10 protein-coding genes are annotated in these 12,046 nt (G+C 71.4%); 8 read left to right on the forward strand and 2 right to left on the reverse strand.

Annotated elements, in window-relative coordinates:
* Window positions 1-3 precede the first annotated feature (3 nt).
* The 7 genes from AB0M93_RS45320 to AB0M93_RS45350 all read left to right on the forward strand — a co-directional run bounded on the left by AB0M93_RS45320 (window position 4) and on the right by AB0M93_RS45350 (window position 10,364).
* A complete protein-coding gene (locus AB0M93_RS45320; RefSeq protein WP_364286511.1) occupies window positions 4-1,509 on the forward strand; it encodes a sodium:solute symporter family protein in 1,506 nt (501 codons plus the stop codon).
* Between the two features lie 50 nt (window positions 1,510-1,559).
* Window positions 1,560-2,495: a 5-dehydro-4-deoxyglucarate dehydratase gene (locus tag AB0M93_RS45325; protein ID WP_364286514.1), complete on the forward strand. Its 936-nt coding sequence runs from the start codon at window positions 1,560-1,562 to the stop codon at window positions 2,493-2,495.
* A complete protein-coding gene (locus AB0M93_RS45330) occupies window positions 2,495-3,751 on the forward strand; it encodes a glucarate dehydratase family protein (protein WP_364286517.1) in 1,257 nt (418 codons plus the stop codon). Before AB0M93_RS45325 ends, AB0M93_RS45330 begins: the two co-directional genes overlap by 1 nt.
* A 4-nt stretch (window positions 3,752-3,755) precedes the next feature.
* On the forward strand, window positions 3,756-4,883 hold the full coding sequence (locus AB0M93_RS45335; RefSeq protein WP_364286520.1) for a hypothetical protein: 1,128 nt from the start codon (window positions 3,756-3,758) through the stop codon (window positions 4,881-4,883).
* 15 nt (window positions 4,884-4,898) lie between these two features.
* Entirely contained in the window at window positions 4,899-6,353 is a 1,455-nt protein-coding gene (locus AB0M93_RS45340; RefSeq protein WP_364286523.1) for an aldehyde dehydrogenase (NADP(+)), read from the forward strand.
* Between the two features lie 121 nt (window positions 6,354-6,474).
* Window positions 6,475-8,844, forward strand: coding sequence for a polysaccharide lyase 8 family protein (locus AB0M93_RS45345; protein ID WP_364286526.1), 2,370 nt, complete (start codon window positions 6,475-6,477; stop codon window positions 8,842-8,844).
* 71 nt (window positions 8,845-8,915) lie between these two features.
* On the forward strand, window positions 8,916-10,364 hold the full coding sequence (locus AB0M93_RS45350) for an NAD(P)/FAD-dependent oxidoreductase (protein ID WP_364286529.1): 1,449 nt from the start codon (window positions 8,916-8,918) through the stop codon (window positions 10,362-10,364).
* Between the two features lie 2 nt (window positions 10,365-10,366).
* Here the strand turns inward: AB0M93_RS45350 and AB0M93_RS45355 are convergent, their stop codons facing one another.
* Window positions 10,367-10,996, reverse strand: a complete 630-nt coding sequence (locus tag AB0M93_RS45355; protein WP_364286532.1) for a winged helix-turn-helix transcriptional regulator — start codon at window positions 10,994-10,996, stop codon at window positions 10,367-10,369.
* 87 nt (window positions 10,997-11,083) lie between these two features.
* Here AB0M93_RS45355 and AB0M93_RS45360 point away from each other — a divergent pair, with 87 nt between their 5' ends.
* The gene (locus AB0M93_RS45360) at window positions 11,084-11,452 is read left to right on the forward strand and encodes a VOC family protein (protein WP_364286535.1); all 369 of its coding nucleotides are present in this window, start codon (window positions 11,084-11,086) and stop codon (window positions 11,450-11,452) included.
* 414 nt (window positions 11,453-11,866) lie between these two features.
* Here the strand turns inward: AB0M93_RS45360 and AB0M93_RS45365 are convergent, their stop codons facing one another.
* Entirely contained in the window at window positions 11,867-11,989 is a 123-nt protein-coding gene (locus tag AB0M93_RS45365; RefSeq protein ID WP_364286538.1) for a ribosomal protein bL36, read from the reverse strand.
* Window positions 11,990-12,046 lie beyond the last annotated feature (57 nt).

Raw genomic sequence — 12,046 nt, forward strand, 5'->3', positions numbered from 1 at the left:
GCGGTGCACGCACTCGACTGGACGATGGTCTGCGCGTACTTCGCGCTGATGGTCGTGATCGGCTGGTGGTCGCACAAACGGGTCAGCGACGTGAAGGACTTCTTCACGGCCGGCGGCAAGATGCCGTGGTGGCTGGCCGGCATCTCGCACCACATGTCCGGTTACAGCGCCGTGCTCTTCGTCGCCTACGCCGGTGTCGCGTACACCAGCGGCATCACCGTGTACTTCTGGGGCTTCGCCAGCATCGGCATCGGGGTGGGCATCGGCAGCTGGCTGTTCGCCGCCCGCTGGAACCGGTTGCGCTCCAAACTCGGCGTCGCCTCGCCGCTGGAGTACCTCGCGAAGCGGTACAACGTGCCGACGCAGCAGGCGCTCGCCTGGAGCGGCAGCCTGCTGAAGATCTTCGACATCGCGGCCAAGTGGTTCGCCGTCGCGACGCTGCTGCACGTCTTCGCCGGCCTGGACTACAACCTCGGCATCCTCATCACCGGCGCGGTCACCCTGGTCTACTGCACCATCGGCGGCCTGTGGGCCGACGCGCTCACCGACTTCGGCCAGTTCGTCATCCAGGCCATCGCCGCGATCGTGATGATCGTCGTCGTCCTCGGCAAGCTGGGCGGGATCTCCGCGCTCTGGACGATGTGGGACAAGCTGCCCGAAAACCACGTGAACCCGGTGACGGCCAAGTACACCACCATCTTCCTGCTCGTCTACGTGCTGGTGAAGACGCTGGAGTACAACGGAGGCATGTGGAACCTGGCGCAGCGGTACATGGCCGCGCCGAACACCCGAGAGGCCAAGCGGGGTGCGCGGCTTTCTTCGGCGCTGTACCTCGTGTGGCCCCTGGTGCTGATGTTCCCGATGTTCGCGGCGCCGCTGCTCATCCCCGGCATCAAGGACCCGACGCAGTCGTACGCGATCATGACGACGACGTTCCTGCCGCCGGGCCTGGTCGGCCTGGTGCTGGCCGGCATCTTCTCGCACACGATGGCGATGGTTTCCTCCGACGCCAACGCGATCTCCGCGGTCATCACCCGCGACATGATCCCGGCGATGTTCCGCCGCACCCGGCAGTGGACCGACGTCCAGGGCCTCAAGGCCGCGCGGATCACCACGGTGGTCTTCGTCGCGCTGACCATGCTCGTGGCCACCCAGGCGCAGAACCTCGGCGGCGTGCTGCAGATCGTCGTCAACTGGGTCGCCGCGCTGATGGGCCCGATCTCGATCCCGCTGCTGCTGGGCATGCTGCCGTGGTTCCGCAAGTGCGGCCCGCGCGCGGCGCTGGTCTCCTGGGCGGGCGGCCTGATCGACTACGCGCTCTGCTACTACGTCTTCAACGCGAACCAGACGGTGCTGATCGCGACGCCGATCCTGGTCTCGCTCGCCCTGTACGCCGGTCTCGGCGTGCTCGCGCCCGAGCGGAGCGCGGCCGCCGATGAGATCGTCGACACCGTGAACGCCGACGACGACGTCGACCGCAAGAGGGAAGGCACGGCCGTGCCCGCCTGACGTCGGCCACCCCCGGCCGCAACCGAAAAAGGACGAGAGAGCAGAAACTGATGGCACAGAACGAGATCGAGCTGGACGGCCTGCTGGCGTTCCCCCTCACCCCGTTCACCGAGGACCTCGAGGTCAACCTCGACGCGCTCGCGGAGAACGTGGAGAGCCACATCGCGGCGGGCGCCGGTGCGCTGTTCGTCGCGTGCGGCACCGGCGAGTTCAGCTCGCTCTCGCCCGCCGAGCACGCCTCGGTGCTCGCCCGGACCCGGGAGGTGGCCGCCGGCCGCGTCCCGGTCTGGGTGGGCGCCGGGGGCGGCGCGGCGTCGGCGCGGGCCGGCGTCGCGGCGGCCCAGGCCGGGGGCGCCGACGGCGTCCTGCTGCTGCCGCCGTACCTCGTTTCCGGGCCGCAGGCGGGTCTGGTCGACTTCGTCCGCTACGCCGTCGGCGACTCGTCGGTGCCGGTGATCGTCTACCACCGCGGCACCGGCGTGTTCGGCGCGCCGGCCGCGGCGTCGCTGCTCGAGATTCCCTCGATCGTGGGCCTCAAGGACGGCTACGGCGACGTCGAGGTGATGACCCGGATCATCACCACCATCCGGTCGCTGGACACCGAGCGGGCGCGGAACTTCCTGTTCTTCAACGGCTTGCCGACCGCGGAGGTCTCCGCCAAGGCGTACGCGGCGATCGGCGTCGCCCGGTACTCCTCGGCGGTGCACTGCTTCGCGCCCGAGATCGCCCACCGCTTCCACCGCGCGCTCGGCGAAGGCGACACGCAGGTGATGGACGCGCTGCTGACCGGGTTCTACCTGCCGCTGGTGGCGCTGCGGGACGAGACGCCCGGGTTCGCGGTGTCCCTGGTGAAGGCCGCCGCCCGGCTGCGCGGGGACAAGGTCGGCCCGGTCCGGCCACCGCTGGTCGAGCCGGCGCCGGAGCAGATCCACCGGCTGGAGAAGGTCGTGGAGGACGGCTTCGGCGCGCTGAAGGGGCTCGGCTGATGAAGATCCTCGACGTGGTGCTGACCCCGGTCGCGTTCGCCGACCCGCCGCTGCTCAACGTCATGGGCGTGCACGAGCCGTTCGCGCTGCGCAGCGTCGTGCAGGTCAAGTGCGAGGACGGCGTCGTCGGGCTCGGCGAGTCTTACGGCGATTCCGCGTTCCTCGGCGAGGTGCGCAAGGTGCTGCCGCAGCTGCGCGGCCACGACGTGTTCGACCTGCCCGGCCTGCAGCGGCTGGTCGCGCAGGCGCTCTCGGACACGGTGCTGACCGACGCGCACGGGCTGATCGGCGGGTTCTCCATCCGCAAGACCGTGGCGAGCGTGTACTCGCTGTTCGAGGTCGCCTGCCTGGACGCGCAGGGCCACTACCTCGGCCGTCCGGTGACCGACCTGCTCGGCGGCAAGGCGCGTGACGCCGTCGAGTTCTCCGCCTACCTGTTCTACAAGTACGGCCGGCACGTCGACGGCCGCGAGGACTCCTGGGGCGAGATCACCACGCCGGAGACGCTGGTCGGGTCGGCGAAGCGGATGATCGACGAGTACGGCTTCCGCTCGATCAAGCTCAAGGGCGGGGTCTACGAGCCCGCGCAGGAAGTCGACGGCGTCCGCGCGCTGGCCGAAGCGTTTTCCGGGCACCCGCTGCGGATCGACCCGAACGGCGCGTGGACGGTCGAGACGAGCATCCGGGTCGCCGCCGAGCTCGACGGCGTCCTCGAATACCTCGAAGACCCCACCCCGGGCATCGACGGCATGGCGCAGGTCGCCGAGCGCGCGTCGATGCCGCTGGCCACCAACATGTGCGTGGTCGACTTCGGCGACGTCGAGCCGGGCTTCCGGGCGCGGGCCATCGGCGTGCTGCTGTCGGACCACCACTTCTGGGGCGGCTTGCGCGCGACGCAGGCGTTGTCGGTGACGTGCGAAAGCTTCGGCGTCGGCCTGTCGATGCACTCCAACAGCCACCTCGGGATCAGCCTGGCCGCGATGGTGCAGGTCGCGGCCGCGACGCCGCACCTGACCTACGCTTGTGACACGCACTGGCCGTGGAAGGTCGAGGACGTCATCGAACCCGGCGTGCTGGAGTTCCGCGAGGGTGCCGTCGCGGTGCCCACGACGCCGGGGCTCGGGATCACCCTCGACGAGGACGCGCTGGCGAAGCTGCACGAGAACTACGTCCGATGTGGACTGACCAAGCGCGACGACGTGACGTACATGCGCCAGTACGTGCCCGGGTTCGAGCCGAACACGGCGAGGTGGTGAGCCGGTGAAGGTGACGGGATACGCCTACCCCTGGGACGTCCTGGAATCCGGGTTCGTTCCGCGGGTCCAGGCGCTCGGCGTCGACGAGGTGGCCGTGGCGCTGTCGTACCACAGCGCCCGCGCGGCGACGCCGTGGTCGCCGTCCCGGACGGCCGTCGTGGCGCGGCACGCGGCGTTCTACCGCCCGGTTTCCGGCGCGTGGGGCACGCTGCGTCCGTCCACTCCGGACTGGGTGCCGTCGGAGGACTCCGGCGGGGACGCCGTCCGGCTGCTCAACGCGGCCGGCGTCCCGGCCGCCGCGTGGATCGTGCTGACCCACAACTCCCAGCTCGGCTACGAGCACCCGGACGTCGTGGTGCGCAACTGCTTCGGCGAGGCGTACCCGTGGGCGCTGTGCCCGTCGCGGCCCGAGGTGCGCGAGTACGCGGCGAAGGTGACCGCGGAGGCCGTCGCGGGCTTGGAGCTGTCGTCGGTGATCCTCGAGGCGTGCGGTCCGCTCGGCGCAGTGCATCAGCACCAGCACGAGAAGACCGACGGTGTGTGGGCGCCCGCGGTGGCCCGGCTGCTGTCGATCTGCTGCTGCGCCGCCTGCGCCGCTTCGTGGGACGTCGACGCGGACACCGTCCGGGCCCAGCTCGTCGAGGAGGTCCGGCGGCTGATCGCGACCGGCGACCTCGGCACCACCGGCGACCGGCTGCCGCCGGACCTGACCCAGATGCTGCTGCGGGCCCGGCAGCGGGCGACCGACGAGCTGCGGGCCGCGGTGTTGGCGACGCTGCCGCCGGGGGTGCGTGTCGTGCTGCACGGCGCGCTCGACCCGTGGGTCACCGGCGCGTTGCCCGGGCTGACGCCGTCCGCGCCCGATGACGTCGACGCGGTCGTATTGTTCGGGTGGGCCCCCGCCACGGGTGCCGAGGCCGTCGCGGCGGCCCGGGAAGCGCTGCCCGAACGCGTGGCGATCGCGAGTTACATCACCGCGGTCGCCGCCGCGCCGGTGCCGGACATCGCCGCGTACGTCGGCGAGCTGGCCAAGGCGGGAGCCGCCGAGCTGCACCTGTACCACCTCGGCTTGGCCGGTCCGGGTCGCTGGCCCGACCTGGAAACGGCCACCGCCGCCGCCCATGAGAACTGAGGAGCTGCTGCACCGATGAGCCAGGCCACTGACGCCGCCACGCTCGAGAAGATCCTGGCGGGGGCCGCCGCGGCCGCCCGCCCCGCCGCCGAGGCGACCCCGGCCGAACGCGCCCGCTGGCTGACCGCGGCCGCCGACGCCCTCGACGCCGCCGCGGGCGAGCTCGTCCCGCTGGCGCACGCCGAGACGCACCTGCCCGAAGCCCCGCGGCTGGCGGGCGAGCTGAAGCGCACGACGTTCCAGCTGCGCCTGTTCGGCGAGGTCCTCACCGACGGCGAGTACCTCGGCGCCACCGTCGACCACGCCGACCCGGACTGGCCGATGGGCCCGCGTCCGGACATCCGCCGGGTGAAGACCGCGATCGGCCCGGTGCTGGTGTTCGCGGCCAGCAACTTCCCGTTCGCCTTCAGCGTCGCCGGCGGCGACACGGCGTCCGCGCTGGCCGCGGGCTGCCCGGTGGTGCTCAAGGCCCACTCCGGGCACCCGGAGCTGTCCGCGCTGACCGGCCGCATCGTCCGCGAAGCCCTGATCGGCGCGGGCGCGCCCGAGGGCATCTTCGACGTGATCTTCGGCCAGGAGGAAGGCGCCACGGCGCTGAAGGACCCGCGGATCGCGGCGGCGTCGTTCACCGGCTCGATCCCGGGCGGGCGCGCGCTGTTCGACATCGCGAACGCGCGGCCGCGGCCGATCCCGTTCTACGGCGAGCTCGGCAGCGTCAACCCGGTCGTGGTGACCGAGGCCGCGATCGCCGCCCGCGGGGAGGCCGTGGCCAAGGGCTACGCCGGGTCGTTCACCCTCGGCGCCGGCCAGTTCTGCACCAAGCCGGGCCTGCTGTTCCTGCCGGAGGACCACGGCCTGACCGACACCTTGCGCGCGGCGCTTTCCGGGGCGGCCGCCCAGCCGATGCTGAACGACCGGATCGCTTCGGGGTACGCCTCCCAGTTGTCGGCGCTGCGGGAGGTCCCGGGCGTGGAGGTGGTGTCTTCGTCGGATTCGTCCTCGCCGGCGTTCACGCCGACGCTGCTGGCGACGACGGGCAAGCAGTTCCTCGAGGGCGGCGACACGGTGCACGAGGAGTGCTTCGGGCCGGCGTCGCTGATCGTCACCTACGCCGACCAGGCGGAGTTGCTGCGCCTGCTCGAGGTGATCGAACCGGGGCTCACCGCCACGATCCACGGCGAGGAGTCCGATGCGGACTGGCTCCGGCCGGTGCTGCCGTCCCTGGCCCGCATCGCCGGCCGGCTGCTGTGGAACGACTGGCCCACCGGGGTGACGGTGAGCTGGGCCCAGCAGCACGGCGGCCCGTACCCGGCCACAACGGCCCCGACGACGACCTCGGTCGGCACGGCGGCGATCGAGCGGTTCCTGCGCCCGATCGCCTGGCAGGGCTTCCCGGACGCCCTGCTGCCCGAACCCCTGCAGGAGGCCAACCCCTGGCAGCTGCCCCGCCGCACCGACGGCTCCCGCTGACCCCGTCGTGAGTGGTAAGGCGAGTTGGAACTCGCCTTACCACTCACGACCTCTTCCGCCGCCGCACAAGTGAATCCCCGTTCCCCCGTAAGCCGAGGATGTCTTCCTGGGAGGCATTGCCATGCCCGTGAACCGGAGAAATGCCCTGCGCGGTGGTGCCCTGGCGGCCGCCTCCACCGTGCTCCTGACCAGACCGGCCTTCGCCGCGAGTGTCGCGCCCGTGGCGAAGGCCGCCAGTCCGGTGCCCGCCGCGACCGCGCCGATCGTCGCCGCGTACCGGCAGCTGCAGACCGGCATCAACCGGCCGTCCCCGGAACGCACCGAGGCGCTCGCCAACCTGGGCCGCGTCGCCAAGGCCTACAACGCGAGCCTGTCCGTCGCCGGCAGCGGCGCTCCACTGTGGACGGACCTGCCGCTCGGCCCGGGCAGTGACTACACCACGTCGATGTACGCGCGGCTGCGCGCGATCGCCGTCGACTGGGGCACCCCGGGCGGTTCCCTGTCCGGTGACCCGGTCGTGCTCGACCGCATCAAAGCGGCCCTCGAACTGATCTACGCGAGCCAGTACAACGAGAACGTCGGCGAAATCGGCAACTGGTACACCTACGAAATCGGTATCCCGTACTACCTGCTGCACACGCTCTCCGTCGTCGCCGACCAGCTCACCGCCGACCAGCTCGCGCGCTACCTCAAGCCGGTCAAGCGGTTCGTCGGCAACCCGAACCTGCGCGCGAACAACGCGTCGGTGGTCGAAACCGGCGCCAACCGCGCGGACAAGGGGCTCATCTCGATCGTCGCGGGCGCGATGCTCGGCGACACCGCGTGGATCAAGACCGGTATCGACGCCCTCACCGACGTCGCCGGCGGTGGCGCCGCGAGCGTCGTCGCCAAACTGGACCGGGCGGCCGGTGACGGCTTCCACGTCGACGGCTCGTTCATCCAGCACGACACCATCCCGTACCCCGGCCACTACGGCATCGTGCTGCTGACCGCGCTCGCCGGCGCCATCCACGTCACGCAGGGCACCGAATACGCGCTGCCGCAGGCGTTGAAGGACAAGATCTACGCGCTGGTCGCGGACAGCTACGCGCCGTTCGTCTACGCGGGCGCGCTGATGGAGCCGGTGCGCGGACGGATGCTGTCGCGCCAGGGCGAGACCGGACACGACATCGGCCACCAGCTCACCGTCGCGACCCTCGTGCTGGCCCGGACGGCGTCCGGCAAGACGAAGACCGACCTCAATTCCCTCGCCGCGAAGTGGATCCACGAGGGCACGTTCGCGCCGTTCCTGAAGATCCCGGACCCGGAGCGGTTCGCGCCCGGCCCGGATCTGGTGGCGACGCCCGGCATCGAATTCGCGCAGGACATGCTGGCGTCGGGCGCGCGCCCGGCCCGGGTCGTGGCGACGCACCGGATCTTCGGCCAGCAGGACCGGATGGTGCACGTCACCGACGACTGGTCGGCGTCACTGGGCGTCAGCTCGACGCGGATTTCGCGCTACGAAGCCATCAACGGCCAGAACCTCAAGGGCTACCACGTCGGCGACGGCGTGCTCTACACGTTCCTGCCGAACGCCAAGGGGCACTACACCGACGCCTACTGGCCGACGGTGGACCCGCTGCTGCTGCCCGGCACGACCGAGCACGCCGGCCCACCCGACCCCAAGTTCGGCGGCGTGCCGGTCGGCCCGAACCCGCACACCGGCGGCGTCCGGTGGGACGCGCGGCACGGCGCCTACGCGTTCGACTTCAAGAACTGGGACGGCTCGCTGGTCGCGAAGAAGTCGTGGTTCTTCACCCCGGCCGGGGTCGTCTGCCTCGGCGCCGGAATCACCGGCACGTCCGGGTATGCGGTGCGCACGACGATCGAGAACCGCAACCTCGGCGAGGGCGGCCGCGGCGCCCTGCTGGCCGACGGCCGGCGAGTGGCCACCGACCTGGGCCAGGCGACGGCGTTGCGTCGCCCGCGCTGGCTGCACCTGGAGGACGTCGGCGGGTACGTGTTGCTCGACGACGCTTCGGTGACGGCGTTGCGCGAAGACCGGACCGGCGCGTGGCGCGACATCGACACCGGCGCCAACACGAAGGGCACCACGACGCCGAACACGCGCCGGTACCAGAAGCTGGTGCTGGAACACGGCGTCAAGCCGACGGACGCGAAGTACGCGTACGCGGTGCTGCCGGGCGCTTCGGTGATCGGCGCGCTCACGGCGCCATTCGGGTGGCGGGTGGTGGCGAACACCTCGGTGGTGCAGGCGATCCGCACCATCGACGGAACGCTGCTGGCGAACTTCTTCGCCGCCGGGTCGGCCGGCGACGTCAGCGTGTCGGGCCCGGCGTCGGTGGCGGTCGGGCGGTGCGGGTTCCGGACCCAGCTCGCGGTGTCGGACCCGACGCAGCTGCAGGACAGCGTCACCGTGACAGTGCGTGGCAAGGCCGTGGTGGTGCCGCTGAAGGGCACGTTCGGCGCGACGAAGGTGCTGCTGGTGTAAGCAGGCCTCCCCGCCGGGCCGGTGCCCCGACCCGGTCCGGCGGGGTCCCCACCTCGGTTAGGCTGCCGGGCATGACCGAACACGTGGACGTCCTGATCGTGGGCGCCGGCCTGTCCGGGATCGGCGCGGCCTGCCGGCTGCAGGAACGGCTGCCGGGCAAGACGTACGCCGTGCTGGAGGCGCGTGACGCGATCGGCGGAACCTGGGACCTCTTCCGGTACCCGGGCATCCGGTCCGACTCGGACATGTTCACCCTCGGTTACCCGTTCCGGCCGTGGAAGGACCCGAAGGCCATCGCCGACGGGCCGTCGATCCTCAGCTACATCCGGTCGACGGCCGAGGCTTTCGGGGTCACCGCTCACATCCGCTTCGGCCACCGCGTCGAGAAGGCGTCGTGGTCGTCACCGGACGCGCGGTGGACGGTCTCGACCGCGCACGACGCCACGTTCACCTGCCGCTTCCTGTACCTGTGCAGCGGTTACTACTCGTACGACTCGGGTCACGTCGTCGACTTCCCGGGCCGCGCGGAGTTCGACGGCGAGATCGTGCACCCGCAGCACTGGCCCGCGTCCCTGGACTACACGGGCAAGCGGGTCGTGGTGATCGGCAGCGGGGCGACGGCGGTGACGCTGGTCCCGGCGCTGGCCTCGACCGCGTCGAAGGTGACGATGCTGCAGCGGTCGCCGTCGTACGTCGTGGCGCGGCCGGGGCACGACGCGCTGGCCGACCGGATCCGCGCGCTGCTGCCGGAAGGGCTCGCCCACCGGGTGGTCCGCGGCAAGAACGTCGTCATGGGGACGCTGTTCTTCCAGCTGATGCGCCGGCTGCCGGGCCGGGCGGCCGCGGCGCTGCGCAAGCGCGTGGCGGCGCAGCTGCCGGCGTCGATCCCGGTGGACCCGCACTTCGTGCCGTCGTACGACCCGTGGGACCAGCGGCTGTGCCTGGTCCCGGACGCGGACCTGTTCCGGGCGCTGCGGTCGGGCAAGGCGGACATCGTGACGGACCGGATCGCGCGGTTCACGCCGTCGGGAGTGGCGCTGGAGTCGGGCCGCTCGCTTCCGGCGGACATCATCGTCACGGCGACGGGCCTCCGGCTGGTGGCGTTCGGCGGGATCGCGCTGACGGTGGACGGGCGGGCGATCGAGCCGGGGGAGCAGCGAGCGTACAAAGGCACGATGTTCGGCGGCGTGCCGAACCTGGCGTGGTGCGTGGGGTACACGAACAGCTCGTGGACGCTGCGGGCGGACCTGGCGTCGCAGTACGTGTGCCGCCTGCTCGCGTACCTGGACCGCACCGGGTACGCGTTCTGCGTGCCGGACCCGGCGTCGGCGGCGGGGGCGGGCCGTCCGCGGCCGATCGTGGACCTGCAGTCGGGGTACATCAAGCGGGCGGCCCCCGGCCTGCCGAAGCAAGGCGGCCGTCGGCCCTGGATGATGCGGCAGAACTACCTGCTGGACCTGGCCGACATGCGGTTCGCCCGCGTCGACGACGGGGTGCTGCGGTTCGGCCGCGCCGGCTGAGGTCAGCCTTCGTGTTCGCGCAGTAGCCGGCGGACCGCGTCGAGGTCGCCTTCGATCGTCACCCGGCCGTCGTCGATGGCTGCGTCGAGGCGGTCAGGCTGTTCGAGCAGGGCGTTCAGCGTCGGAGGATCGGTCCGGATCGCCGCGTCCGGCGCGTCGGGTTCACCCGGCTCGACCGTCAGCCGGCCCGGCTCGGTGCGGACTGTCCACACGCGAGCGTCCAGTTCGACGCGGTAGCACGCGGTGCCGCACGGATGGGCGGAGCCGCGCAGGAACAGCAGCACCGACGTGACGCCGAGTGACGCGGGCCGGGGAAGCGGGATCCGTGCGCCCCACGCGCCCAGCGCCAGCACGACCGGCTCCAGTTCGCGGCCCCAGCCGGTGAGCTCGTAGACCGTCGAGGCGGCCGGGGGTGGCAGCTGCCGGCGCGTCACGACGCCGCGGCCTTCGAGCTCGCGGAGCCGGTCGGTGACCAGGTTCGAGCTGGCGCCGGGCAGCGCGCGGCGGACGTCGGAGAACCGCTGCGGGCCGAGCAGCAGCTCGCGCACCACGAGCAGGGCCCAGCGTTCCCCCACGACGTCCAGGGCGCGGGCGATCGTGCAGGCGTCCCCGTAGCTGCGGCTCGTCGGCATGGTCTTAAGGTACAACTCGGTGGTTGTTTTTAACAACTGGATGGGCGTACGGTCGGCCGGGTCCGGACGTCGACGGAAGGAACGGTCATGGGCCGGCCAGTCGTGCACTTCGAGATCATCGGAACCGACCCGGCGCGGCTGCGCGGGTACTACGGCGAGCTGTTCGGCTGGGCGTTCGACACGTCTGGCCCGGTGTCGGACCAGGTGTCGGAACCGGGCAGCTACGGGTTCGTGGAAACGGACGGCATCCCGGGCGGCGTCGGCGGCGGCGCGGCTTACGAGAGTCACGTGGTGTTCTACGTGGGCGTCCCGGACGTCGCGGCGGCGCTGGCGGAGGCCGAACGCCTCGGCGGCACCCGCCGGATGGGCCCCGACCGCGCCCCGGGGCGCGACCTGGTGGTCGCCCACTTCACCGACCCGGAGGGCAACCTCATCGGCCTGGCGGGCCCGGCCTGACGCAGCTACCCAGGTGCTGAGCGTGCGCCGAGGGGCATCTCGCGTGATCAGAGAGACATCTCGCGTGATTGGAGGGACATCTCGCGTGATTGGAGGGGCATCACGCGTGATTGGAGGGACATCACCCGTGTTTCGCGGGGCATCTCGCGTGATCGGAGGGGGCATCGGCCTGATGTCCGCTCAATCACGAGTGATGCCCGCTCAATCACGAGTGATGTCCGCTCAATCACGAGTGATGTCCGCTCAATCACGAGTGATGCCCGCTCAATCACGCGAGATGCCTGGCCGGTCACGGGTGATGCCCGGCCAATCACGTGCTGCTTGGGGTGTGGCTGGGCCCCGGAACCTGGTGGTTCCGGGGCCCGGTGGTGGCGTGGCTCGGTGGCGGGCCGGCCTTGGTGCGGTGCGGCTGCGTCAGCCTTGGCGGGCCTTCGAGCGGGGGTTGTCCTTGTTGATCACCAGGATCTTCGTCCCCCGGCGGATGACCTGGGCGCCCGGCTGGCGGGCGAGCGAACGGATCGAGCTGCGGACCTTCATGGTGAGCCGTCCTTCCTGCGGGAGTCATCCCGAACAACCGCCCGGCACTCGGTTTCA

This window comes from Amycolatopsis sp. NPDC051102, assembly GCF_040682815.1.
Classification (GTDB): domain Bacteria; phylum Actinomycetota; class Actinomycetes; order Mycobacteriales; family Pseudonocardiaceae; genus Amycolatopsis.

Excerpts from the sequence above, each read along its gene's own strand:
- AB0M93_RS45345 (WP_364286526.1), top strand. The coding sequence starts at position 6,475 with ATGCCCGTGAACCGGAGAAATGCCCTGCGCGGTGGTGCCCTGGCGGCC.
- AB0M93_RS45365 (WP_364286538.1), bottom strand. The coding sequence starts at position 11,989 with ATGAAGGTCCGCAGCTCGATCCGTTCGCTCGCCCGCCAGCCGGGCGCC.
- AB0M93_RS45360 (WP_364286535.1), top strand. The coding sequence starts at position 11,084 with ATGGGCCGGCCAGTCGTGCACTTCGAGATCATCGGAACCGACCCGGCG.
- AB0M93_RS45325 (WP_364286514.1), top strand. The coding sequence starts at position 1,560 with ATGGCACAGAACGAGATCGAGCTGGACGGCCTGCTGGCGTTCCCCCTC.
- AB0M93_RS45330 (WP_364286517.1), top strand. The coding sequence starts at position 2,495 with ATGAAGATCCTCGACGTGGTGCTGACCCCGGTCGCGTTCGCCGACCCG.
- AB0M93_RS45350 (WP_364286529.1), top strand. The coding sequence starts at position 8,916 with ATGACCGAACACGTGGACGTCCTGATCGTGGGCGCCGGCCTGTCCGGG.
- AB0M93_RS45340 (WP_364286523.1), top strand. The coding sequence starts at position 4,899 with ATGAGCCAGGCCACTGACGCCGCCACGCTCGAGAAGATCCTGGCGGGG.
- AB0M93_RS45355 (WP_364286532.1), bottom strand. The coding sequence starts at position 10,996 with ATGCCGACGAGCCGCAGCTACGGGGACGCCTGCACGATCGCCCGCGCC.